This window comes from Lacticaseibacillus kribbianus, from assembly GCF_020180945.1.
Classification (GTDB): domain Bacteria; phylum Bacillota; class Bacilli; order Lactobacillales; family Lactobacillaceae; genus Lacticaseibacillus; species Lacticaseibacillus kribbianus.
Window position 1 is genome coordinate 1,058,381 of the sequence record NZ_JAIPUL010000001.1, and the last position, 23,367, is coordinate 1,081,747.

30 protein-coding genes, 1 tRNA gene and 1 riboswitch are annotated in these 23,367 nt (G+C 58.4%); of the genes, 9 read left to right on the forward strand and 22 right to left on the reverse strand.

What is annotated here, in order from left to right:
• Positions 1–19: 19 nt before the first annotated feature.
• The 6 genes from mraY to LE416_RS04980 all read right to left on the reverse strand — a co-directional run bounded on the left by mraY (position 20) and on the right by LE416_RS04980 (position 5,576).
• Positions 20–985 carry a phospho-N-acetylmuramoyl-pentapeptide-transferase gene (gene mraY / locus LE416_RS04955; protein ID WP_225047376.1) on the reverse strand — a complete coding sequence of 322 codons (966 nt, stop codon included), beginning with the start codon at positions 983–985 and terminating at the stop codon, positions 20–22.
• A gap of 12 nt (positions 986–997) precedes the next feature.
• Positions 998–3,181, reverse strand: a complete 2,184-nt coding sequence (locus tag LE416_RS04960) for a penicillin-binding transpeptidase domain-containing protein (protein ID WP_225047377.1) — start codon at positions 3,179–3,181, stop codon at positions 998–1,000.
• The gene (ftsL, locus tag LE416_RS13125; protein ID WP_225047378.1) at positions 3,178–3,570 is read right to left on the reverse strand and encodes a cell division protein FtsL; all 393 of its coding nucleotides are present in this window, start codon (positions 3,568–3,570) and stop codon (positions 3,178–3,180) included. The genes LE416_RS04960 and ftsL overlap by 4 nt, the downstream gene beginning before the upstream one ends.
• Positions 3,560–4,519: a 16S rRNA (cytosine(1402)-N(4))-methyltransferase RsmH gene (rsmH, locus tag LE416_RS04970; protein ID WP_225047379.1), complete on the reverse strand. Its 960-nt coding sequence runs from the start codon at positions 4,517–4,519 to the stop codon at positions 3,560–3,562. Before rsmH ends, ftsL begins: the two co-directional genes overlap by 11 nt.
• Before the next feature lies 1 nt (position 4,520).
• On the reverse strand, positions 4,521–4,952 hold the full coding sequence (mraZ, locus tag LE416_RS04975; protein ID WP_225047380.1) for a division/cell wall cluster transcriptional repressor MraZ: 432 nt from the start codon (positions 4,950–4,952) through the stop codon (positions 4,521–4,523).
• A 300-nt stretch (positions 4,953–5,252) separates the two neighbouring features.
• On the reverse strand, positions 5,253–5,576 hold the full coding sequence (locus LE416_RS04980; RefSeq protein ID WP_225047381.1) for a DUF3397 domain-containing protein: 324 nt from the start codon (positions 5,574–5,576) through the stop codon (positions 5,253–5,255).
• 115 nt (positions 5,577–5,691) lie between these two features.
• Between LE416_RS04980 and LE416_RS13090 the strand changes: the two genes are divergently transcribed.
• Positions 5,692–5,799 (forward strand): DUF4044 domain-containing protein, encoded by a 108-nt coding sequence (locus tag LE416_RS13090; protein ID WP_225047382.1) that lies wholly within the window; start codon positions 5,692–5,694, stop codon positions 5,797–5,799.
• Positions 5,800–5,918: 119 nt separating this feature from the next.
• Here the strand turns inward: LE416_RS13090 and thiT are convergent, their stop codons facing one another.
• The 10 genes from thiT to LE416_RS05035 form a co-directional block, all read right to left on the reverse strand.
• On the reverse strand, positions 5,919–6,461 hold the full coding sequence (thiT, locus tag LE416_RS04990; RefSeq protein WP_241864985.1) for an energy-coupled thiamine transporter ThiT: 543 nt from the start codon (positions 6,459–6,461) through the stop codon (positions 5,919–5,921).
• A 107-nt stretch (positions 6,462–6,568) separates the two neighbouring features.
• Positions 6,569–6,665, reverse strand: a riboswitch (TPP riboswitch).
• Between the two features lie 124 nt (positions 6,666–6,789).
• Positions 6,790–8,226: a cardiolipin synthase gene (gene cls, locus LE416_RS04995; RefSeq protein WP_338034768.1), complete on the reverse strand. Its 1,437-nt coding sequence runs from the start codon at positions 8,224–8,226 to the stop codon at positions 6,790–6,792.
• Between the two features lie 205 nt (positions 8,227–8,431).
• A complete protein-coding gene (locus LE416_RS05000; RefSeq protein ID WP_225047385.1) occupies positions 8,432–9,235 on the reverse strand; it encodes an amino acid ABC transporter substrate-binding protein in 804 nt (267 codons plus the stop codon).
• The gene (locus tag LE416_RS05005) at positions 9,232–9,873 is read right to left on the reverse strand and encodes an amino acid ABC transporter ATP-binding protein (protein ID WP_225047386.1); all 642 of its coding nucleotides are present in this window, start codon (positions 9,871–9,873) and stop codon (positions 9,232–9,234) included. Before LE416_RS05005 ends, LE416_RS05000 begins: the two co-directional genes overlap by 4 nt.
• A 19-nt stretch (positions 9,874–9,892) precedes the next feature.
• Positions 9,893–10,570 carry an amino acid ABC transporter permease gene (locus tag LE416_RS05010; protein WP_225047387.1) on the reverse strand — a complete coding sequence of 226 codons (678 nt, stop codon included), beginning with the start codon at positions 10,568–10,570 and terminating at the stop codon, positions 9,893–9,895.
• A 495-nt stretch (positions 10,571–11,065) separates the two neighbouring features.
• Complete coding sequence (minD, locus tag LE416_RS05015) at positions 11,066–11,863, reverse strand: septum site-determining protein MinD (protein WP_225047388.1); 798 nt, start codon at positions 11,861–11,863, stop codon at positions 11,066–11,068.
• A complete protein-coding gene (locus LE416_RS05020) occupies positions 11,863–12,519 on the reverse strand; it encodes a septum site-determining protein MinC (RefSeq protein WP_225047389.1) in 657 nt (218 codons plus the stop codon). Before LE416_RS05020 ends, minD begins: the two co-directional genes overlap by 1 nt.
• Before the next feature lie 252 nt (positions 12,520–12,771).
• Complete coding sequence (locus LE416_RS05025; RefSeq protein WP_225047390.1) at positions 12,772–13,095, reverse strand: hypothetical protein; 324 nt, start codon at positions 13,093–13,095, stop codon at positions 12,772–12,774.
• A 201-nt stretch (positions 13,096–13,296) separates the two neighbouring features.
• A complete protein-coding gene (prmA, locus tag LE416_RS05030; RefSeq protein WP_225047391.1) occupies positions 13,297–14,217 on the reverse strand; it encodes a 50S ribosomal protein L11 methyltransferase in 921 nt (306 codons plus the stop codon).
• Between the two features lie 8 nt (positions 14,218–14,225).
• Positions 14,226–14,729: a DUF3013 family protein gene (locus tag LE416_RS05035; RefSeq protein WP_225047392.1), complete on the reverse strand. Its 504-nt coding sequence runs from the start codon at positions 14,727–14,729 to the stop codon at positions 14,226–14,228.
• Between the two features lie 166 nt (positions 14,730–14,895).
• On the opposite strand from LE416_RS05035, the gene LE416_RS05040 reads away from it, so the two are divergent.
• A complete protein-coding gene (locus LE416_RS05040) occupies positions 14,896–15,117 on the forward strand; it encodes a hypothetical protein (RefSeq protein ID WP_225047393.1) in 222 nt (73 codons plus the stop codon).
• 42 nt (positions 15,118–15,159) lie between these two features.
• Here LE416_RS05040 and LE416_RS05045 read toward each other — a convergent pair whose 3' ends face one another.
• The 3 genes from LE416_RS05045 to LE416_RS05055 form a co-directional block, all read right to left on the reverse strand.
• Positions 15,160–15,570: a hypothetical protein gene (locus LE416_RS05045; protein WP_225047394.1), complete on the reverse strand. Its 411-nt coding sequence runs from the start codon at positions 15,568–15,570 to the stop codon at positions 15,160–15,162.
• A gap of 421 nt (positions 15,571–15,991) precedes the next feature.
• A complete protein-coding gene (locus LE416_RS05050; protein WP_225047395.1) occupies positions 15,992–16,150 on the reverse strand; it encodes a hypothetical protein in 159 nt (52 codons plus the stop codon).
• Positions 16,147–16,530, reverse strand: coding sequence for a hypothetical protein (locus tag LE416_RS05055; protein WP_225047396.1), 384 nt, complete (start codon positions 16,528–16,530; stop codon positions 16,147–16,149). The genes LE416_RS05050 and LE416_RS05055 overlap by 4 nt, the downstream gene beginning before the upstream one ends.
• 116 nt (positions 16,531–16,646) lie before the next feature.
• Here LE416_RS05055 and LE416_RS05060 point away from each other — a divergent pair.
• Positions 16,647–16,734 (forward strand) — tRNA-Ser (locus LE416_RS05060).
• A gap of 181 nt (positions 16,735–16,915) precedes the next feature.
• Here LE416_RS05060 and LE416_RS05065 read toward each other — a convergent pair.
• The 3 genes from LE416_RS05065 to LE416_RS05075 all read right to left on the reverse strand — a co-directional run bounded on the left by LE416_RS05065 (position 16,916) and on the right by LE416_RS05075 (position 19,773).
• Positions 16,916–18,034 (reverse strand): site-specific integrase, encoded by a 1,119-nt coding sequence (locus LE416_RS05065; protein WP_024129352.1) that lies wholly within the window; start codon positions 18,032–18,034, stop codon positions 16,916–16,918.
• A 98-nt stretch (positions 18,035–18,132) separates the two neighbouring features.
• On the reverse strand, positions 18,133–19,359 hold the full coding sequence (locus LE416_RS05070; protein ID WP_054678133.1) for a replication initiation factor domain-containing protein: 1,227 nt from the start codon (positions 19,357–19,359) through the stop codon (positions 18,133–18,135).
• A gap of 213 nt (positions 19,360–19,572) precedes the next feature.
• Positions 19,573–19,773, reverse strand: a complete 201-nt coding sequence (locus LE416_RS05075) for a DUF3173 family protein (protein ID WP_021354116.1) — start codon at positions 19,771–19,773, stop codon at positions 19,573–19,575.
• Between the two features lie 192 nt (positions 19,774–19,965).
• Here LE416_RS05075 and LE416_RS05080 point away from each other — a divergent pair, with 192 nt between their 5' ends.
• From LE416_RS05080 to LE416_RS05105, 6 genes are all read left to right on the forward strand, one after another.
• Positions 19,966–20,484 (forward strand): helix-turn-helix domain-containing protein, encoded by a 519-nt coding sequence (locus LE416_RS05080; protein WP_021354117.1) that lies wholly within the window; start codon positions 19,966–19,968, stop codon positions 20,482–20,484.
• 88 nt (positions 20,485–20,572) lie between these two features.
• Positions 20,573–20,944: a type II toxin-antitoxin system RelE/ParE family toxin gene (locus tag LE416_RS05085; protein WP_024129350.1), complete on the forward strand. Its 372-nt coding sequence runs from the start codon at positions 20,573–20,575 to the stop codon at positions 20,942–20,944.
• The gene (locus tag LE416_RS05090; protein WP_021354119.1) at positions 20,941–21,261 is read left to right on the forward strand and encodes a helix-turn-helix transcriptional regulator; all 321 of its coding nucleotides are present in this window, start codon (positions 20,941–20,943) and stop codon (positions 21,259–21,261) included. The genes LE416_RS05085 and LE416_RS05090 overlap by 4 nt, the downstream gene beginning before the upstream one ends.
• A 180-nt stretch (positions 21,262–21,441) precedes the next feature.
• Positions 21,442–21,729 carry a hypothetical protein gene (locus tag LE416_RS05095; protein ID WP_225047397.1) on the forward strand — a complete coding sequence of 96 codons (288 nt, stop codon included), beginning with the start codon at positions 21,442–21,444 and terminating at the stop codon, positions 21,727–21,729.
• A 68-nt stretch (positions 21,730–21,797) separates the two neighbouring features.
• Entirely contained in the window at positions 21,798–22,883 is a 1,086-nt protein-coding gene (locus LE416_RS05100; protein ID WP_155287937.1) for an IS30 family transposase, read from the forward strand.
• A 114-nt stretch (positions 22,884–22,997) separates the two neighbouring features.
• The gene (locus LE416_RS05105) at positions 22,998–23,366 is read left to right on the forward strand and encodes an ArsR/SmtB family transcription factor (protein WP_003678450.1); all 369 of its coding nucleotides are present in this window, start codon (positions 22,998–23,000) and stop codon (positions 23,364–23,366) included.
• Position 23,367 lies beyond the last annotated feature (1 nt).

The following is a 23,367-nucleotide window of genomic DNA, read 5'->3' on the forward strand; positions in this document are numbered from 1 at the left end:
TATTGAACTGATCTTCTTTCTACATGAATAGTAACAGGTACAAGGCGCTGGCCACCGCACCGGTCAGCCAGAAAACAATGTCGATGCGCCACTCGGACCAGCCCGACATCTCGAAGCTGTGGTGAATCGGCGTCATCTTGAACACGCGCCGGTGGAAGAAGTGGTGCACGAACACCTGAATCATGACGCTGGCGGTTTCGGCGACGAACACGATGCCGATCAACAGCAGCGACCACGGCCGGTTCAGCAGCAGTGCCACCACCGCGAGCATCCCGCCGAGCGCGAGGCTGCCGACGTCGCCCATGAAGATCTTGGCGGGCTTGTGGTTGAACAGCAGGAAGCCGATCATCGCGCCGATGGTGACCAGGCAGAGGATCAGGACGTCGGTGCGGTCCTGGCGCACCGCGATGATCGCGTAGCTGCCGAAGGCCACGATGTTCAGCCCGGCGCACAGGCCGTCGATGCCGTCGCTCAGGTTAACCGCGTTGGAGAAGCCGACCAGCCAAAACATCGCGAACACGACGTAGACCCAGGCGATGTTCAGGCTGCCGACAAGCGGCAGCGCCAGCGTGTGCGGGAAGCCCTCGTGGAAGTAGGCGACCAGAAAGACCGCCGCGCCGGCCAGCTGGCCGAGAAGCTTCTGCCAGGCCCGCAGCCCGAGGTTGCGCTTTTTGACCACCTTGATGAAATCATCGAAGAAGCCAAGCGCCGCGTACAGCGCGAGGACGAACAGCCCGATCAGCAGGCTGACGGTCAGCTGGTTTTGCCACCAGCCGGTGAACAGGGCCGCGACAATGATGGCAACGACCAGAATCAGGCCGCCCATCGTCGGCGTGCCGTTCTTCTTGGCGTGCCACTTCGGGCCGATTTCGCGGATCGTCTGGCCTTCCTTGCGCATGCGCTGGTAGCCGATGAACAGCGGCATGGCGATCACCGTGATGGCAAAGGCGATCACCATCGGGATCAACATCTGTGTGAATTGCATTATCCTACCCCATTACTTAGTATTGGCGAACGTGACGGTGACGGGATCGTCGCCCAGCAGCGCCCCGCTGGCCAGGCTTTGGTGACTCGCGTACCCCGTGCCGCTCAGTTTGAATTTTTTACCAGTCAATTGTGCTAATTTTAACACATCACTCTTGGACCAGCCAGACACGTCGGGCATGGTCATCGCGCCGTTGGTCAAAAGCAGCACGCGGGCGCCGGTCAAGGCCGCGGTCTTGGCCTGCGGCAGCTGCGCGACCACGCGGTTGCCGGTGCCGACCACCGCCGCGGCGAGCTTGGCCTCCGTCACCGCCGTCTGCGCGGTGGCGACGGCGTCGTTGGTCACCGCGGGCACGGTCGCCTGGGTGCTGGCACCGCTGGCCGCGGTGCTGGCGTCAAGCGCAAGCGCCCGCTTCAACAGCGGTTGGAAGACCTGGTTGATCTTGGTGGCGATCGGCACCTCGACGTTCTTTTGCGACTGCTGCAGGGTCACGTAGACGATGTACTTCGGGTTGCTGGCCGGGGCAATCGCCATCACGCTGTGCAGCGCGTTGTCGCCCTCGGTCACGTAGCCCTTGCCGTCCGCGCGCGGAATCTGCGCGGTCCCGGTCTTCATCGCCATATCGACGCCCTTGATCGCGTACGGCGCCCCGGTGCCGTAGTCCTCGGTGACAACCTTGCGCATCGCGTCGAGCACCTGCGTTGCGGTGTTCGCACTGATCGGCTGGCCGACCACGCGGCGCTTGTAGGTGGTCACCTTGCCGGTCTTGGACACCGTCTTCTTGATCAGCCGGGGCTGGATCATCGTGCCGCCGTTGGCAATCGCCGTCGTCGCCTGCAGCATCTGCATCACATTGACCGAGATGCCCTGGCCAAAGGAGATGTTCAGCCGCTGCAGCGGGTTTTTAAGCGAGTACGTGCCGGCGTTCTCGTTGGGCAGCGCGACGCCGGTGGCCTCCGCGAAGTGGAAGGCCTTGAGGTACTTGGCCTCGTTGGCCTCGCCGAGCTCTTGCTCGATGCGCACCATCCCGGTGTTGCTTGAGCGAGTGAAGGCCTGGCTTAGCGGAATGCTGCCCCAGCCCTCGCCGTCGTTCCAGTCGGCCACCGTGCCGCCGGCCACCTTGATGCGGCCGGACTGGTAGTACTCGTCCGGGCGGTAGGTGCCGGCCTCGATGGCGCTGGCCAGGGTGACGATTTTCATGACCGAGCCGGGCTCGTAGACGTCCTCGACCAGCGCGTTGCGCCAGGAGGTCAGCCCCTCGCGCGTGCTCGGGTCGAAGGTCGGCCGGGAGCTTGCGGCCAGAATCTCGCCGGTCTTGGCGTTCATCAGCACCGCGTTGAGCACCTTCGGCCGGTACGCGGTGGCGACCTTGGTCATCAGGGTCTCGAGGTAGGACTGCAGGCTGGCGTCCAAAGTCGTGGTGACCGAACCGCCGTTGACCGCCTGCTTGACCTTGGTCTTGGCCTGCGGCAGCTTGAAGCCGTACACATCGTACTGCGAGCTGGTGTAGCCGTCGGTGCCGGACAACAGCGTGTTGAACTGCTGCTCAAGCCCCATCACCCCAACCAGCGGGTTCTTGGTGCTGTTGTCCTTGGGCGGCGTGGCCAGGCCGATGGTGTAGCTGGCGAAGTCGCCGTTGGGGTACAGGCGCGACGGGCTGTCGGTGAAGCCGATGCCGGTCAGCTTGGCGGCCTCGATCTGGTTTTTGATCGCCAGCGACAGGCCGCGGCCTGCCTTGCCGAACTCGACCTGGTACGGATTGCCCTTGGGGTTGAGGTAGGCCAGAATCTGCTTTGCGGTCAGCGGCAGGTACTTGGCCAGCACCTGCGCGGTCTTGGCCTTATCCGTGACGTAGAGCTTGGTCTTGCCGTCCACGTTGGCCTTGCCGTCCGTCGTCTTTTTGCTCAAAACGGCGTAGAGGGTGTATGTATTGGCGTCCTCCGCAATCACGCTGCCGTGACGGTCGTAGATGGCACCGCGCTTGGCGGGCAGCACGGCATCGCGGTGGTACTGGTTGTTGCGGTAGGTCTTCAGGTCCTTGGAGTCGATGCTGCCGCCCAAGGCGACATACGCAAAACGACAAACGAATGCAAGACCGATGGCCGCAGTCAGACCAATCAGCAGAATGCCGAAAAGCTTGCGGTTGAACTCGGGATGTCTCGCATTCGTTTGTCGTCTGGAAAAAAGTTTTTTCATTGATTCGTCACACGCTTGATGTTGCCCTCGATCACGGTGAAGCCGTGGGCCTTGGCAAAGTTCTCGAGCCGGCTAGAGTTGGACAGCTCCCCCACCGTCTGCTTGGCGTCCGCGACGCCCTGCTGCTGGGTGGTGGTTTCGCGCTGAACCGTCTGGTAGGTGCGGTTGAGCCCGGCCAGCTGCATCGTGGTTGTCAGGTAGCCGAGCGCAAACACCATCACAGCCAGGCCGCAGAGGCAGGTCAGCAGCCGTTCAAGCGGGCTCAGCGCCAGGCGCTTCTTGGGTGCGGGCTGAGCGGTTGGCGTCGGGGTCGGCACCACAGTCGGCCGCGGCTGGGGCTGAATGGCGGGCTGGGCGTAATCCAGCTGCCGTGCGGTACTATCCTGCATGAACGTCACCTTCCTTATCAAGCTTTTCAATCACGCGCAGCTTGGCGCTGTGCGCGCGGTGGTTGGCCGCAAGCTCCGCCTCATCGGGCAGAATCGGCTTGCGAACCGGAAGAACGAAGTCGGGCGTCAGCCCCGCCGGCACCACCGGCAGGTCGCGCGGCAGATCCGGCAAGGCGGTCGCCTCGCGAAACATCGTTTTGACCAGCCGATCCTCCAGGGACTGAAACGTGATCACGCTGATGCGCCCGCCCGGCGCCAGCAGCGTCAGGGCGGCGGTCAGCGAATCCTCCAAGGCGGAGAGCTCGTCGTTGACGGCGATGCGCACCGCCTGGAACACGCGCTTGGCCGGGTGGCCGCCGGTGCGTCGTGCCGCGGCCGGAATCCCGGCCTTGATCAGCTCGACCAACTCGAACGTGGTCTCGATCGGCTTCTCTGCCCTAGCCCGCTCAATCTGGCGGGCAATCGGCTTGGCGAATTTTTCCTCGCCGTAGCGGCTGAAGATGCGCACCAGGTCCTGGAACGACCAGTCGTTGATTACCGTGCGGGCCGTCAGCGCCTGGCTCTGGTCCATGCGCATGTCCAGCGGTGCGTCGAAGCGGTAGCTGAATCCGCGCTTGGAGTCGTCGAACTGCGGCGAAGACACGCCGAGGTCGTACAGGATGCCGTCGACCTGCGTCACGCCGCGCTCGGCCAGCGCGTCCTTGATGGCTCTGAAGTTCTTATGTATGAGGTGCAGGTTGGGCCGGTCGCCGAGCGTCGCCTCAACCGCGGTGATGGCGGCTGCGTCCTGATCGAAGGCGTACAGCTGGCCGGTGGTTAGTGCGTCCAGGATGCGCCGGGTGTGGCCGCCGCGGCCCAGGGTGCAGTCGACGTAGGTGCCGGTGGGTTGAATGGCCAGGGCGGCCGTGGCCTCCTTGAGCAGCACTGTTTCGTGTTTGAATTCTGTCATTTTACAGTCCAAAGTCCATTAGATTTTCGGAAATGTCATCGAAGTTGGCCTCGGCGTCCGTGGCGAAGCTCTCCCACTTCTCGTCGCTCCAGATTTCGATGCGGTTGGCAACCCCCACCAGCGTGCAGCCCTTCGTCAGGTCTGCGTGGGCAATCAGGGGCTTGGGGAGGTTGATGCGCCCCTGGCGATCGAGCTCACACTCGGTGGCCGCGGAGTACAGAAACCGGGTGAAGGTGCGGGCCTCCTTGCGGGTCAAAGGCAGCGTCGCCACCTTCTCCTGCAGCTTCTCCCACTCCGCCTCCGGGTAGCCGAAGAGGCAGCCGTCCATGCCGCGGGTGAGCACGAAACTCGCACCCAGCTGCTCGCGAAATTTGGCCGGAATGATCAGCCGGCCCTTCGCATCGATGCTGTGATGAAACTCACCCATCAACATGGCGACACCTCCCCTGATATTGTTATTTTCAGTCTACCACATCCCCCCACAATCCACCACACAACTTCCCAAAATGCCCGCACAAAACTGTTGTTCGCCCTCTATAACGTTCGGCCGCCTTTTTGACCCGGCCGGCTTCCCGCGAGCGTGGCCCGCACCAAGCCCGCCGCGACGCCAAAAAGCCCCCGTGCCGCAGGCGGCACGGGGGCTAGGTTCGTTCAATTCGTCTGAGGTGGGGCGCCGGCCCAGTTTTCGGGTGTCTGGGTGCGTCGTGGTGGCGCAGTGGGGCCTCGGCCCTGCTCAGCGCATGATCAGGCCCGTCACCCACCAAGCCGTGGTGGCGAGCAGCCAGGTGCGGGAGAGCCAGTGGGCGTACACCGGAATAATCAGGTCGTAGTCGCGGCTGACCCGGTCGATCACCAACAGGATGGCGATGGCGACCGCACAGAACAGCTCAAGCCAGATCAGGTTCTGGGTGGCGGCGGTCTGCGCCAGCCACGCGGCCAGCAGGTTGAAGCCGGTGGCGGTGAAGTAAAATAGGTTGTTGCTGAAGCGGAAGACCAGGCTGGCCACGACGAAGGCCCAGCCGACCACCGGTAGAATATAGATCAGAAGCGTTTCCATGTCGCCCTCCCGTCAAAGCGCCGCGTGCGCGCGTTCTCCTTATCTTACCAGATTTTGATTTGCCCCAGGCACCAAAAACGGTTAAACTGATAAAAAAGACAAAGGTGGTGGGACAGTGAAGCAGAAGAAAACCAAGTTTTGGTACATTACCCACATCGCCGCTTGGGCCATGCTCGTCGTCACGGTCTTCGGCGCAATTGCCGCGGCATTCGCAGCCTTTTAGCCGCCTCACCGACCTAGGGTGATTGCTCGCCCACAGACACAAAAAGTGGTTCACACCATCGTGTGAACCACTTTTTGTGTCCAAAGCCAAACGCCGCGCGCTTAGTCCATCACTTGGTTTTAGGCCGCGTGGCCCAGCCCCACCGTGCGCTTAGGCACGAAGAGCTGCTTGACGCTGGTGACCAGGACCGTGACCACGATCAGTGCGACCAGGCCGGACGCGATGGCCGAGCCACCGTTGATGGCCAGGGAGTACAGCCAAGCCGGCATACCCTTGGGCGCGTAAGAACCCCAGAATACCCAGCCGGCCAGGAAGTGGCAGAAGTACTTCGCCACCGTGCCCAGCACCACCGCGGCCCACGCGTAGCCGAAGACGCGGCCCAGCTGGCCGTCCTTGATTGCTGTCTGCAGCCGACCGGCGAAGATGCCGCCGAGCCCCGCCACGGCAAAGGCAATCGGGTACTCCAGCATGCCCTGGACGACATTCAAAAACGACCCTTCGCTGAAGCCGATCAGCAGGAGATCGAGGACCCCCCAAGTCAGCCCGGCCGCCATGCCGGCGCCAGTGCCGCGCCGAAGCGCCAGCACCGTGATGGGAATGATGCCGTAGCTCATCTCGACGGACGAGATCCCGGTTTTGTGCGGAATGTACTCCAGCGCCATGGCGAACGCCGCAATCACGGCGATTTCAACGAGGATCAACAGCTTGTCAGAATTCTTGGACAACAAAAAGACCTCCTAGGTGATTTCCCTACCACAAAGAAGGTCGACAAGTCGACGTTCACAATCCCTACGCTCGTATTAACGAACAGGTTCGAAGGGTCTGGGTCTCCCCACTCTCAGCCAATGGCTCCCCTTTGTGACGGTTCCTCACAGATTTAATTGACATCCTTATATTAACAGGTCACCCCGGAATTGCAAATCTCCGGTCTGTCTGAAAACGTATCCGAATTAGTCATTCGGGGCTAGACACATCCCCCGGCAGCGTCGCCTAAAGGATCGGTGCCAGGAGCCGAGACAGCTCCTCGGCCAGCCGCGTGCGCCGCGGCTTCACCTTGGCCATCGCGTGGGTGTAGCGCAGCGCCCTTTCCGTGTCCGCCGTGAACTGTGTCGCTGCCGCAACCGCCAGTTTCTCATCGTAGACGAAGGCGGCAACCTCGAAGTTCAGCCGGAAGCTGCGGATGTCGAGGTTGGCCGTGCCAGTGACCAGATACCGCGAATCCACCACCATCAGCTTGTTGTGCAGGAACCCATCATGATAGTAGTAAATCTTGGCGCCGCGCTTCACCAGCTGGTCCAGGTAGTAGCGCGTCGCCCGCGCCATCAGCGGCTGCGCGGTGGTTTTGGGCACCATGATGCGCACGTCGATACCGGCGTTGGCCGCGATGGCCAGCGCGTCCAGCAGGCTTTCGTCCGGCACGAAGTACGGACTTTGAATCCAGATGCTGTGCTTGGCCATCGCAATCAGGCGCAGGTACCCGAGCTTGATCGCCTCCAGCGGCTGCTCCGGCCCCCCGGACACCACCTGCATCGTGACCGTACCCTTCGGCTCGGCCTTGGGGAAGTACGCGTGCGAAAAGTGGGCCTTCTTCACCCTGGCCGCGGTGTTCCAGTCCATGAAAAACCGCGCCTGAAGCGCCGCCACCGCCTCGCCGGCGACGGCCAGCGCCGTGTCGCGCGTGACGGCCACTCGCTTGGGGGATTGACCGATGTCAAAGCCGCCGAGAAAGCCTTGGCGGCCGTCGATCACCACCAGCTTGCGGTGGTTGCGGAAGTTGATGCGCGGGTTCGCCCGCCCCAGCCGGGTGGCGAAAAACGGCGTCACCATGCCGCCGGCGGTGCGCAGCGGCTGCCAAAACGCCGCGGTCAGCCGGTGCGAGCCGAACGGATCGTACAGCACCCGCACCCGCACGCCGGCTCGGGCCTTTTCGGCCAGCAGGTCCCGCAGCGCCAACCCGGTCGCGTCCGGCTCAATGGTGTAAGCCTCGATGTGCACGTGGTTGAGCGCACCAGACACCGCCGCGAACAGCCTGGCGTTGAAGGCCGCACGCGTCACAATCAGGTCGGCGGCGTTGCCGGTGGTCACCAGCGCGTCGTCGGCCACGAGCAGCGCGCGCACCAGCTCGGGCACCCCAACCGTCGCCTCCCCCTGACCGATCAGACCCTGGCCGCGGGCAATCGCCTCCTGCTGGCCGGCGACCGCTTGATCGATGCCCAGCCGCTGCTGGCTCGCCAGGTCCCGCAGCTTGCGCGCCGACAGCTTGCGCCCAAACAGCCAGTACAGCCCGAACCCCACCACCGGGATCAACAGCAGCACCAGCAGCCAGCCCCAGGTGGCGGAGATGTCTCGGGGCTGGCGAAACACGGTGATCAACGCGACCAGCGCGTTGACCCCCACCACGCTCCACAACACGACGCCAAGCCACATGATCATCCCTCCCTCCGTATGCCATCATTATACACGCCGGGCGCAAGCCGCGCCCACGCAACCGCCGGGACGGTGTCAGCCAAGGGCCGCAGCGCCACGGCCTGCCGGGCGCAGCCGCATCAGCCCCCGGTTGCAGCGTGCAGGGTCCGAACGCAAAACAGGCGCACCGTTGTCGGTGCGCCTGCTTGTGAATGAACAACACGACTCAGTTGCCGGTGCCGAACCACTTGGCCTGCAGCTTGGCGATGGTGCCGTTTTGCTCCAGCACCTTGAAGCCCTCGTTGATCTTGGCCTTGAGTGTGGTTTCGGACTTGCGCATCCCGACGGCGAAGGCCTCGGAGTCGAAATCCCCGGTCAGGATGCGGTACGACTTGGGATCCTTTTGGTGTGCCACGTAGTACCGGGCGTACACCTCATCCATGAAAATGCCCTGGATGCGGCCCGCGTTCAGGTCGAGGAAGGCCTCGTTGAACGTGTCGTACAGCACCGGCTCCTGGTTCTTGATGTAGCGCTTGAGCAGCCGCGGCTGGGCGTCCAGCGCCGCGGCGCCGCTGGAGCCGGTCTGCACGCCCAGGCTCTTGCCCGTCATGTCGCTGAGCTTGGTCACGCCGTCTTTGACCTTGGTGACCAGGATCTGGTGGTTGACCAGGTAGTCGGCAGAGAAGGCGACCTGCTTTTTGCGCTCCGGGGTGACCGAGTAGCCGTTCCAGATCAGGTCAATGGTCTGGTTCTTCATCTCGGTTTCCTTCATCGACCACTCAATCGGCTGAAAATCGGCCTTGATGCCGTACAGCTTGAAGACGGCGCGGGCCAGGTCGATGTCGTAGCCGGCCAGCTGCCCGTTCTTCTGGCGAAAACCCATCGGGACGAACGTGTCGTCCAGGCCAATCACGACGCGCTTGTCCTGCTTGATGCGCGGCCAGGAGTCGGCCGCCTTCGTGCGCGCGCACCCCGCGGCGGCCACCAGGGTCACCAGGAGCGCGAGCACGGTCCAAAAGCGCTTGGTCATTGGGCGTCACCCCCGAACTTCGCGACGGTGAACGTCGTGTCCGCGACGCTTTCGGCAAAGCCCATGTCGTGGGTCACCACCACCTGGGTCATGCCCTGTTCCTTCACGCGGTTGATCAGGTTGGCGACGCTTTGGCGCAGGTTCGGGTCAAGCGCGGACGTCGGTTCATCGTACAGCAGAATCTGCGGGTTCAGCGCCAGCGCGCGGGCGATGGCGACGCGCTGCTTTTGGCCGCCCGACAGCGAGAACGGGTAGGCGTCCGCCTGGTCGGCCAGGTCGAGCCGGTCGAGCAGGTCGCGGGCCGCCTTTGCCGCCTCCGCCGCGCCCTGGCCCTGAAGCGTCGGGGCCAGGGTGATGTTTTTGAGCACGGTCAGGTTCGGGAACAGCTCGAAGCCCTGGAACACGACCCCGATGACGCCGTCCTTGCGCAGGTGGGCCGGCGTGGTCGGCTGCCCGTTCCAGAGGAACTCGCCGGCGTCCGCCGGGGTGAGCCCGGCGATGATGCGCAGCAGCGTGGTTTTGCCCGCGCCGGACGGGCCGACGATGGCCAGGGTCTTTTGGTCGGCGATGGTCAAAGACAGGTTGTCCAGGATGACCTGGTCGTTGAAACGCTTGGAAACATTCTTGAGTTCTAACATAATGGTGTGCCCTCCCCGGCTACTTGAAGTACGCGAACGACTTTTCGATGCGGCGCTGAGCGAAGGTCAACACCAGCGTCATCAGCAGGTAGATTACCCCGACCAAGGCCAGCGGCAGCAGCGTGACGTCGCGCGCGGTGGCGATGTTGCCTGCCCGCAGCAGGTCGCCCAGCCCGATGACGTACACCAGGCTCGAGTCCTTGACCAGGTTGATCACCTCGTTGCCCATGGACGGCAGAACAATCTTGAGCACCTGGGGAATCACCACGTAGCGCAGCGTCTGCCAGCGCGTGAGGTTCAGCACCGTCGCGGCCTCGAACTGGCCGGTGGCGACGGCGCCGAAGCCCCCGCGGTAGATCTCGGCGAAGTAGGCCGCGTAGTTCAGCACGAAGGCGAAGATGGCGGCGTTGAAGCGGTCAAACACGATGCCGATCAGCGGCAGTCCGTAGAAGACGAAGATCAGCTGCAGCAAAAGCGGCGTGCCGCGGAACAGCCAGACGTACGCCTCGATGATCGCCTTGAGGCACTTGAAGAACCACTTCTTGAGCCAAAACTCGCCGGGCTGATCCCGATGCATCAGACCGACCGACAGGACCATGCCCAGCGGGATGGACCCAACCAGCGTGAGGGCAAAGACCCCAAGCGTCATCTTGGTGCCGGCGAGCAGCGCCGGTAAAATCGAGATCATGTAAGCCATAGTGATTCCTCCTAAAATGTGTGCCTCAGCGGCAGGTCAACCAGCATTCAAAACCGGAGCGGTGTGCGCCCCCGAACCGCAACGCCGGCGAAACGCCAAAAAGCGCCCTCCCATCCGTCACGGATAAGAGGACGCTTCTGCGTGGTGCCACCTCAGTTCGCCGGCGCGTCACCACGCCGACCTCACGTGGTCAATAAGCTATGGCACCAAAGAGCGCCCCCACACAGCATCTGCTGTATGAGGGCGCATCGCGCGGTACCACCTCATGCTCGCCGCCCTGTCACCAAGGCGGCCTCACATGGTCTTATTGACCACAGCGATAACGAGCTCAACCGGCCCGGCCTACTGACTTTCAGCGGGGCACTCGTGGATGTGAGGGGCAAGGATCAGCATCCGGCTTTCACCGTTCCGGACTCGCTAAGGCGTTTCGCTTGCCACATTTCCACTCAACGTTTTGAATGATTGGTTAAAGAATACTCACCGAATTGCCACTTGTCAACCCTGCCGGTGAAATAATCTGGCCCAAAAGCCAACTTTTTTCTGCTCGAGCGTCATCAGTGGCACCGATTCGCCGAGCAGCCGGCGCGCGATGTTGCGGTAGCCCAGGCTGGCCGGGTCGTCCGGATCCATCACGATGGTCTCACCCTTGTTGGAGCTTGCGATGACCCCGTCGTCGTCGACGATGATGCCCAAGAGGTCGATGCCCAGGTGCTTGGTGATCTCGTCGACGTCCATCGCGCGGCCGTCCGCCATCATGTGCGTGCGGATGCGGTTGATCACCAGGCGCGGCGGAAACACCATGTCGCGCTGCTCCAGCAGGCCGACGATGCGATCCGCGTCGCTGACCGCGCTGATCTCCGGGGTGGTGACGACGATCGCGCCGTCCGCGCCCTCGACCGCGTTGCGGAAGCCCTGCTCGATGCCCGCCGGCGAGTCGAGAATCAGCCAGTCGAACTCCGGCCGCAGCTCGTCGACGATGCTTTGGACCTGCGCCGGCGTCAGCGCGTCCTTCTCCGCGTTTTGCGCCGCGGGCAGCACGTACAGCAGGTCGTCGAAGCGCTTGTCCTTGATCAGCGCCTGGTGCAGCTTCGCCCGCCCGGTGGTCACATCGACGATGTCGTAGATGATGCGGTTGGACAGCCCCAGCACGACGTCGAGGTTGCGCAGGCCGATGTCAAGATCGAGCAGGCAGACGCGCTTGCCCTGAAGCGCGAGCGCCGTGCCGATGTTGGCAGTGGTCGTGGTCTTGCCGACACCACCCTTGCCCGAAGTCACCACTAATGCGTTTCCCATCACAATTCCTCCAGTTTCCGGAAAATCCGGGGCCGCAGCTGCGCCAGCTTGCCCAGCTCGCCGTGCTCCAGAATGTGCAGATCGTTGATGTAGCTGGTCGTCTGCGGACCGTACGTGTTCTTGTCGATGATCTCGACCGTGTCTGCGATGCGAATCTGCCCCGCCTGGCTGATGTCACCGGCGATGATCGCGCCCTGGTCGCCGGCCGAGCCGGCAATCAAAAGCCCCGCGGCACTGCCCATGACAAAAATGCTCCCGGTGGCCTTCAGCGTGCCGGAGCGGTGCAGCGTGCCGACGAACAGCACGTCGCCCTGCACCTCCTCCACCTGTCCGGAGCGGATGATGCCGCCCACCAGGTGCACACTTTGGGTCGCCACCCGGGCCAGCAGCGGTCCGACCAAGTCGACCTCCGCGTGGATGGTCTTGACCGTGAAGCGCGGGAACTGGTCGAACACCGCCTGAATCGACGCCACCGCGTCATCGGATAGCCGGCGGTCCCCGGTTTCAAGCGCGAAGTCGATATCGCCCTCCGGCGTGTCGCCGGCCAGGCGCGTCAACAGCGTCTGCAGCTCGGCCGTGATGTCGGTAATCGACGCCCAATCCGCCAGCTGCAGTTCGAATCCCGCCTTGCGCCCCTTCAATGTGACTGCGTCCAAGTTTCCACCTCGTCTCCTCGCCGCTCGGGCGAAGTCTTTCTTACATTATCGCACAAAGCCCAGAGTGAGACAAAAGCCATTTGGCCGCCGGGCCGGCCTCTCGCTTGGGATTAACAAGTGTCAATGGCCGCGCGCCGACGCCTCCAGACGCCCCGCGTTAGACGATTCATCTCGCGAAAAACGCCGTGCGCCGCCCTAGGTTTCGTCGGGCTGCGCCCTAGTCACAAAAATAGCCGCTGCGCAGCGGCTATGCTACTCCTTGGACAGGCTCAGCATCGTGATGAGCCAGTAAATCGGCATGAACCAGTAATTGTAATCCGCAAAGCGGAACCAGACCATGAAGCCAAACAGCACCGGCAGGCACAAGCTGTACCACCACGGCAGGTGGCCCTTCGCCAGCCAGCGGCCGATCAAAACGGCCAGAATCATGTTGATCAGGATGAACAGCAGTGCGAGGCGGTAAGCCACCTTCACGTGACCGAGCGTGAAGAGCCACGGCAGCACCATGGTTGCCGTGATGCTTAACATGATGATGCGGCCACGATAGGAACGTAACCAGGCCAGTATAGTCGTCATTAAGTCGTCTCCCTGCAGTTGTCCGGCCTAGGCCCGACAAGAATTGTGGCAACCGGCGCGGGCCGCCGGTCGCACCCGCCGCCAAAACACGGCGTCACTTTCTCCCAGTTTAGCACTTTCCGCACAAGCATTCAGCCGCAAATTACTGCCGGCAGGCCGAACTGCACGCCAAAACGCGCCGCGCAGGCCTGCAATCGGCCCTCACTCGGTCGGCCGCGCGGCACTCAGCGCGAACCAGTCCCCGCGCTGCAGCCGCGTCGTCACTTCCAGCCCACTGGCCGCAAGCGCCGCCTCGACGGCCGCCAGCTGGTCGTGAAAAATGCCACTGAGAAGCACGGTGCCGTGCGGGGCCAGCCGTGCCGGCACTTGGGGAATCAGCGGCAACAGCACCTCCGCGAGAATGTTGGCGACGATCAGGTCGGCCTGATTCGTGATGCCGGTCAACAGATCGTTGGCCGCAACCGTGATGCCGGAGACGCCCGGGTTGAGCGCCAGATTTTTCTCGGCGTTGGTCACGGCGACCTGGTCGACGTCGGTGGCCAGCACCGAGTCGACGCCGAGCAGCCGCCCGGCCAGGGCCAAAACCCCGGAGCCGGTGCCGACATCGATCATACGCTCGCCGCCGCGGACGGTCGCCTCCAAAAGCTGCAGCATCATCGCGGTCGTCGGGTGCTTGCCGGTGCCAAACGCCATGTCCGGATCCAGCCGGATCACCATCTCCCCGGCCTGCGCCGGTCGGTAATCCAGCCAGTCGGGCACGATGGTCAGGTAGCGCGTCACCCGCAGGGGCTGGTAGTACTGCTTCCAGTTGTCCGCCCAGTCGGCCTCGGCGCCCCCCCTGATGGTGACGGTGCCGGCGCCGCGCGCCAGGCCGAAGTCCGGCAGCTGGGCAATTTTGGCGGTCAGGGCCGCGCGAATCGCGGTCTGGTCGGCATCGGGGGCAAAATAGCCGGTCACCGCGGCGCCCGCCGCCTGGTGCTGGGCGGCGATGGCGGCCGGCTGTCCGACCATGTCGGCGGCGTCGTCAATCGCAAGGCCCGAGGCGCTGAGCGCCATCAAGGCGGCGCTGATCGCGTCGACGGCCTCGCTGCTGGTGGTGACGGTCACAGTCAAGTAGTCCATGACGGCGCCTAATACTTCGGGTACGGCAGGAACACGGCCTTGTTCGCCGCCGGCTGCGCGGCGTAAGCCTCGTCGAACTTGGCCTGATTGAAGGTCAAGGCGAAAGTCTCGGCGTCGCTGGTGCCGTCGACAAAGTCGAACAGGTCGGATTGACCGTCGTCCAGCAGCGTCTGCAGGTAGGTGAACAGTGCGTCCACCTTGGCCTGCTCGATGCCCTTTTTGCCCGCGAAGCCGACAACGGTCAGGTAGTTGTCCGCGTAGTCCGCCCCGTTCAGCCGGGTCTCGTCGTAAAACAAAATAGCGTCGGCGTAATCGACCTCGCCGCCGTCCTCAACGGTCTGGCCGTCTTGGTCCTCGACTTCGTAGCCCGCCGCGGCATCCACGTACATGGTCAGCTCGACCTCGAGCACGTGCGCCTCCTTGTCCCAGTTCAGGTCCAAGTCGCCGTCGAAATCCAGCGCGTCCATCTTGTCGCCGATGTAATCCAGCATGTTCTGTTCAATCTTGGCCATCGTTATCCTCCAGTGGGCCCGCGTCTGCGCGGCCCGGTTCGGCGGCGCATTCGCCGCACTTCCGCTAACAGTTTATCGTAAAAACTCCGCGGGGAAAAGTGAAACCGCCCTGCAACTCCAGTATAATCGAGGGGCAACCAAGACTTGGCTCACAGGAGGTGATCATTTGAAGCAATCAAGCGAACTGCGGGCCACCATCGCCGACGCCGCCGACACGTTGGTCGCCGCCCACTTCACCGAGGTGCAGCTCAGACAGCGCGCCGCCGATTGGCAAAAGGCGGCGCCGGACGCCGACCTCGCGCAGCAGACCGCGTTCATGCTCCAGGAGTCGCGCGCCTTCACCGAGGAGCTTTTGGCCGCGGTGCTCGAAAAGTGCCTCACCAAATAAAACAGGGTTCGCCAGGCGCATGAGCTTGGCGAACCCTGTTTTTTAACTTGCGGCAACTTGAATGTGGGAGAACGCGGCGTCGATGGCATCGCGCGCCTGCTGTTGGGTGTTCACCCCGGCGTTGAAGAGCGACGCATCCAGCCGATCCGGCTCGATGGCCATGAGCGCCATCAAGACGCCGTTGCGAATGCCCTTCAACCCTTCGATCAGGCGGCGGTTGAACTCCTCGTAGCCCTGCGGCGCCGGGACCTTGGCGCACTGGTCGACGAAGCGGTTGTAGCGCAGGATGTTCTTGCTGAGGTACAGGTGCAGCCGCTCGAAGCTCTCGCTTGCGTAGCAATTGCCCTTTTCGATGTTTCTGCACGTGTGGAAGTACTCCTTGAACACGGTCTCGAAAACTAAAAGGCGTTCCAACTCCTGGTTCACACATTGAACATACTGGTCTGTTTGCATCGGCGGGCCTCCTTGCTCACACATTAACGTAGCTTACAAAAACCAGTTTAACGCTTACAATTCTAATCGTCAATATAATTTGGCAAAAATAATTTGCAGGTAGATGTTATGTAATAAATCATGTACGAACCGTGTTTTTATAACACCAGTTATTTATTCGCAAGCTTGAATGCCGCGTTGTTAATGAGTTCCTGCATGGGATCGGTGACCGGGAATTTGGATCATAACCAAAACGTTTATAGTATATAATTTGGTTTATGGCAATAACCTTTCACCTCAGAAGGAACGGCGATTGCGCTCAATCATTCACAGCCCGTGTCGTTCACTCGGGGCAATTGATTAGGCAGCCGCCATCCCACGACGGCGCTCACAAACAAACACCGCCCCCTGCCCGACTGCTGCGGGCAAGGGGCGGTGAATATCACGGCCGCTTCTTAGGTTTCTTCTTCAAGTCCTTGAAGGCGTCTTGCACCTTCTGGAAGTGCCCGCGGTCCTCGCGCGCCGACTTCACCATCTGGGCGAAGTCGTACTGAGCCGGGGCCTCCTCTTTTCTCTCGTGCTTTTTGCCAAACCAGCTCATTGCCTTACCTCCCCAATGCCGGGCTGCGGTGCCCGGTGGTAACCCATGATCAGCCCGACGCCAACCAGGTGAACCAACAGAATGATCAGGCTGTAGTTCGGGACCAGGGCGTAGGCGATGAACGCCCACAGGCACAGCGTGTTGCCCACCATCAGCCGCGGCCGGCGCAGTGAGCGCAGGTAGCCCAGCAGGTGCAGCACGCCGCCGATCAGGCTCAGCCACCACCAGCGGGCCTCCCACGCGAAAAGCTGGCGCGCGATGCCCGCGGTGGTGAGGCCGCCCGACCAGGTCGTGACCACAGCGGCGGCCAGCACCATGACGGTGAACAGAATGTAGACGACGCTGAACAGCGCCAGGATTTTGACGACGGAACGATTCACGGCTTCCACTCCCAAATTCAATTACCCTTAGTATACGCAGTCACCGCCCAAAAATAAAATCGCCCGAGGCGCTTTGCAAAATTCTCAAGATTTGCTATACTTGAACTCGTTGTTACGGAGAGTTGGCAGAGTGGTAATGCAACGGACTCGAAATCCGTCGAACCGGCTAATACCGGCGCACGAGTTCGAATCTCGTACTCTCCTGAATAAACGTTGATTTAACAGCGTTCCGCAGCCTTTCTGGGTTGCGGTTTTTTTGTTGCTTTCAAACACTTGTTTGGACCAAAATCGACCTTCCAGTACCAGTACAGTACCAGTTGAAAAAATCGGGCCGCCGGTTTGGGCGGTAAACGTGTCCGGAATTTCATGTGATTAGACCTTTCTTTTAGAAGAATTTGTCGAGGGCATCGGCAGTTTCGCGTTGCTTGTTTGGGAAAAGATGCCCGTAAGTGTCAATCGTTGTGACGATGCTGGCATGCCCCAGTCGTTCCTTGATGATCGTGTACTCTGTTTCTTGATCAATCAGCAAGGCGACGTGCGAGTGCCGGAAATCGTGAATACGAATCTGCTTCATCGTGGGATCACGTTTGCAGATACGTTTATAGCGCATGCGGATCGTGTGCTTGTTGCGGCGTATCAGCGTTGCTTGGAACATCGGCGTATCTTCGCTCCAGTCGAGGGCTAAGTCGTGCTTAAAGAGTTCCTGTTGCTGTTCACGCCACTGCAGGAGCAAGGCGATCATGCCTTGGTTGAGGCTGATGCGGCGATTACTAGCCTTGGACTTTGGCGGGGTGATGATATCCACGCCGCCACGTCGGAACACGGACTTGCTGACAGTCAGTTCCTTGCGTTTGAAGTCAAGATCCGACCAGTCCAGCGCGCAAAGTTCGCCGACCCGCAGGCCAGAAAAGAACAGCAACGAGAATAACACGTACCAGTCGAATTCTTCTGGCAGGTGAATCAGCTTCGTAAACGCGTGAAATTCATCTGGCGTGTAGAATTCCATTTTCTTGCGTTCGATTTTGAGCTTCTTCACGCCAATACAAGGATTTTCGACAATCACTTTCTCCTCAACTGCAACGTCGAGGATCAGCTTCAACTCAATCAAGGTCTTGTTGTTGGTGTTGTTGCTCAAATCGCGTTCTTCGGTGAGCCATTCTTGAAAGTCGCGGATATGCTCGCTAGTCAGGCGCTTAATATCGGCATTGACGAAGAATGTCTGGATATAGCGCTTGTACACGGCGCGTTGAGACTGCAAATAGGACGGCTTGATGTGAATCTTCACGCGGTTCACGTACCGCTCGAACAATTCGTCGAAGGTGACTGTTTCCTGATTGAACAGTCGGTCGACGCTAGTACGCATCATCTCCTTTTCAACTTCGCGGGCAGACGCCATTGAACGAATGCCTTGTTTCTTTTTGCGGCGACGCTTGCCGGTGACGGGATCAGTGCCAAAGGAGACACTGACAACGTAGGTGCCATTTGCTGCTTGAGTAATGCTCATTTCATACCTCCAAATAATTGAAGGCACGCTTGCTTTGGTCGTTGACCATGATATACTTGGCTTGTCTAGGGCAAAGTATCGGGTGCGTGCAATCACGTTCATTCGTTGCTTTGTTTTTTTTCGTTGTCATGTTGCGCTTGTTCGAGCACCTCCTTGAGTAACGTCTTTTGCTGCGGGGAGAATTCGGCTGCATTGATCATGTCCGCAATCATATCGGTGCCATTGAGTGAATCGACCTGTTGGACCATTTTCAGACTGGGTGCAACCTGTTTTTTCAGCCAGTTTAGCACGCTGTCCAACGTGATCGGTTCGGGCTGCATGGCGAGCTTCAAGTGATTGCGGTTGTCACCGATGAAAGTTTGCCAATCCGGGTCCAGTGGACAATCAGCCAAGTTCTTCGAGCCTTGTGGCGTCACGATCCGCAAGTAGTGGTTGATGATACCAAAGACGACCGCCTCGGCGTCTTGGCAGGCTAGTAGTTCCTTCATGGCTTTTTGTGCCCGTTGGTCGCGAAGTCGGACTTCAAACCGGTTGAGAATTGGAGAATCTTCTGGGTAGTCGATTTTGTTTTTGAAATATTGCTCGATGTCCTTTTGATAGCCAATCATTTGCACCAAACTTTGAGGTGAACCGAATTGAACGGTTTTCCCAACGCAGCCTTTCTTGATCGTTTCAATTGCGCCTTTGCTCTTAAACAGGCTCACTAGTTCGTCTTTCTCGACTTTTTGAATCAAGTGGGGAATGTCGATAATCCCGACGGTGTCATTGATGGCGAAGTCAACGCGTTTGTAGATGCCAGTTAAGTCATCACAGGCCTGAAAGAAGTCGAACCAAGTTAACCCGTCTCGGACAAGCACCGCCTCCAATTGACGGCAACCAGACCCGTGCATTTCAACTATTGTCCCAAGTTTGGTATTTGGGCCACCAACACGGGTACTCATAATCGAAATATCGCCGCGTTGAATCGTGTAGTCGTACCCGTAAAATGCTTTTTCCGTTAAGGAGAAGAAGTCTCTGTTCATTGGAAATAGCTTCTTGAACACGTACTCGGCGTCTTGAGTATTGAACCGCACTCGCACGTAATCGACTAAGATAAACATCGAATCACGGTTTGTCAGGCCAAGGAGCGCGTGTCCCAAGCGTCGTTGCATTTCTTCCGTTAGTGCACCGTTTCCATTTAACAGTCGATTGACATAGGAGCGGGTCATCCCTAATTGTGCCGCAAGTTGCGCTTGACTGATACCAGCACCAGTCATTTGTCGGCGAAATTCCACCAACCAGCCGTGCCCAGTATGATCACGGCCATTCATCATTGTTTTATCCATTGCTCACCTCGTGTGCTCTGATTTCGCCGTCTGCGAACAGCGGATTACCGTGCATAGCGGCGAATCGCTTGTGTTTTCTGCCTCGTTTCGGATTGTTGTTGTCATTTTGTACCCCCCTGTTAGAATACGGGGGCTTGGGCGGCCGGCTAACGCCGACCGCCGCCGCTCGCGCTAGCGGCTTTCGCGCTGCACGCCGCGCGCAGCGGCGTGGTGTTACGTAACCATTGCCAGATCTTCAAATGGATTGAAGCCTAACAGACTGACAATGGCATGGAGTGGGACTTGACCGCACTTGCGGTTTGCATAGAAACCGTGACCGTCTGCGACCAAGTTCAATTTGCATTGATGGATAATCTGTCCGGCTTTGTAACCGGAAAAGCCAAGCTGCATAAGCATCTTCTTGTCGACTAACATCTAATCACCTCTTTTGGTTTATATTTAACAGGTATAGGTTTATGATCTGCTATGGCTGAATCATACCATCCTCCGAGAGATTTATCAACCTCTTTGGGTAAATTACAAACAGGTTTCGTTTAATTATTCCTTGACACTTTCAATGGGTTTCATTAAGCTTCAAGTAAGGCCACACAAAGGAGAAATCAACCCATGTTTGGAAAAAGCGAAGAAGGTATCGACAAGAAGCTCGCTAGAAATATCAAGCGCATTCGCATGGAACGCGGTATGACGCAAAAAGACCTTGCTGATGCGATGGGGAGCATCGAGCAAAGTGTGTCTAAGTTTGAGCGGGCGATCTCTGCACCGTCTGCTAAAGCGATTATGCAGCTGTGTGAGGCGTTGCAAGTGACGCCTAACGACTTGTATCTCAACGATGCCGACTGGCGCAGCTGGCAGTCAGAGAAGCTTGAACACCAAGACCATTCCGTTAACGGTTTGGTCGATCACGTCGAAATGGTTCAAAAGATGTTTGCGGAGGCAGAACTGGCCCGCAAAGCCGGAGATGAGAAGCTAGAGCGTGCTACTCTAGATCAAATCATTCAGATGTACATGTGGACCAATGACCATTTCCGTGATGTCGCGCATTTACTTGATCGGCGGTATGTGACCGAGTACCTCGACAAGATGGAAAAGGAAACTCGTGAATCGATCATCGACAGTCAAAAATAGCACTCTTGAGATTTACAGTATATAATCTGATTTGCTATAACGCGGTCACATATTTGTTAATCGGTTCAATATATGGTAAAATCTAATTATGGAAAAGCCAAAGTTTAGACCTTACAAGCGGCCGAACGGCCACATGGAATTCATTGAATTTCTTGATTCGCTGCCCCTCAAGGAACGAGCAAAATTACAGTTAGCCATCCATACTACGGAAGAACTCGGCTTACAAGAAGCAGCTCAACGGTTGCTGGTCAAGAAACTCACAACCAATTTATATGAGTTGCGTTCGCGGCAAGGAAAAACCTATCAGCGCGGTTTGTATTTTCACGTATTTGGCAGTGATTATGTCATCACCCACGGCTTCTCGAAGAAGACAAACAAGACGCCACAGCGAGAAATTGATCATGCAATCGACCTACGAGCTGAGTTCTATCAAACCTACAAGGAGGAAGACGACAAATGAGTAAAGACATGCACGAATTCACGATGGAACACACCGGTGATCTCGACGCCTACTTCGCGGAAATGATGAAAGATTCCTCGTACCGTGAAGTCTACAATGAAGAAAAAAACAAAATGGCAAGTGCAATGGCGCTGCTCGAAGCGCGCGAGGAAGCTGGTTTATCCCAACAGAAGCTGGCGGACAAGTCCGGTGTTCCTAAGACAACAATCGTTCGTATTGAAAATGGTAACAACACTTCCATCGATACGTTAACCAAGCTTGCCAATGCGCTGGGTCGTCCGCTCAACCTGACGATTGGCCCAGCGAGCATGGCATAAAATCTAGCTTAATTTGATTGACGGCACCAACGTCATAAACTTACGATTGCGGCGTCCCTGTTTGGCAGACGCTTGAGGCCAGGGATTAGGAGAGATGGTAAAACCATCTTGAGCATTCGCTGGCTTTTTTGCGCAGACAGTTCATCAGCAACATCAAACCAGAGTATTGGGGTATGGAAAATGGAAAAGAATGCATTATTACAGCGGGCACTAACGTTTCAAAAGAACTGGCTTCCCTTAGTGGAACAGGGACATGTGACCGAACGGCAGCATGATCGTGAATTTATGGCCGATTTTTATGAGGTTTTTGGAATCTCACGTTCTGTTAGTCGTGCTGGATATGAATGGCGAGTAAAAATTGACGGACACGATAAACGGATTGACTCGCTACTACCAAAACTGCTGATTATTGAAATCCCGCGTTTTAGAATCAAGTTAGCCACCATCGCCTCAAATTTGAGACGATAAAAAACACCAAGACAAAAGTCCTGTTATCATTGAAGCTACCATACAAACAATGAAAGAAGGATGTCTTGATGCAAGACCAGCTTATCACGCCTCACGTTAAAGGTCACCACCTAACCCCATCTGAGCGTGGAGAAATCGCAGTTCTCCACGCGCAAGAAAAGTCCAATCGAAAGATTGCCGACCGCCTCGGTATCAATCGCCAAACCATCGCCAACGAAATTGCTCGCGGGCAGACTGACCAGGTCGAGAAGGTCAACGGCAAGCTGCACTACTATAGTGTTTACAGTCCTGAAACTGCCCAGATACGTTATCAGGAAAACCGCCAGCGCTGCCGTCGTCCGCTTAAGCTCTCGAAGGTCCAGGACTTCATTACCTACTTTACAAGCCACTTTCAAGAGGATAGCTGGTCACCTGACGCGGCCGTTGGCCGCGCTAGGGCAGAGGGGCTATATTTGCCCGACGAAATGGTTTGTACTGCGACGCTTTACAACTATATCGACGCTCAGCTACTGGAGGTGCGAAATATTGATCTGCTTGAGAAGCCTAGTAGACGTGTGAAGCATAAGGCCAACCACAAGTTCCAACGCATGCTGACGGGTCGCAGTATTGACGACAGGCCAAAGCGTGTGGACTCTCGTAGAGAGTTCGGCAATTTCGAGCTAGACACCATAGTTGGTAAGCGCAATGGCCAGGAGAGTGTACTGATGACACTGATTGAGCGCAAAACCCGCTTCCAGTTCGTGCGCCTGATTGATGGTCGTGATGCGGACTCGGTTAACTATGCCATGCGCGCTATCGTCAAGGACCACGGGGACATCATCAAGACCGTCACGGCGGACAACGGTTCAGAGTTCGCAGACTTGTCATTCGTACTCGACGGAGTCGCTGACGTATACTACGCCCATCCTTATCGCTCCAGCGAGCGCGGCACCAACGAAGCCCATAACCGGATGCTGCGACGGGACTTCCCCAAGGGCCTGTCTCTAGATACCGTAGGCCCTCAGGAGGTGGCCGAGGCCGGACGTAAGATCAACGACCTCCCACGTCACATCCTGAAGTACCAGACCCCCACAGAACGATTCGTGGCGGAATCCGCTCAGGTCCGACGCCGGGCGGCTAAAGCGTCGACGCCGACTAACTCACCAACTTCATAGATAACAGGCTTTCATACGCCGGATCGGGCCAGGTGGCTAACTTGTTCTTGCAATTTGCGGTACAACACTATTACATGATATAATGTAATAGATTAATAAACGAGGAGTGATCTAATGATACAAGTAGACTGTTGTCCGGGTAAACCAGATTTGGCTGATCGGGCATTGTTAAATGAGAATCAAGCCGCTGACATTGCTTTACTTTTTAAAGTACTCGCAAATAATACGCGGCTAAGAATTTTACATTGCTTAACGCGTGAACCAGATATGGCCGTTAGTGAGATTGCTACATCACTAAATATGAAGGTCCAAGCCATCTCAAACCAGTTACAACGTCTAGTAGATCAAAAGATAGTTAAAGCGAAGCGTAATGGCAACTTCATTGAATATCAGATCATTGATGAATGTACGGCAATTTTATTAGAACGGGCATGGTGTTTAGCTGAAGATGCCGGAAAAATCAATGCTGGTGGGGGAAAATAAA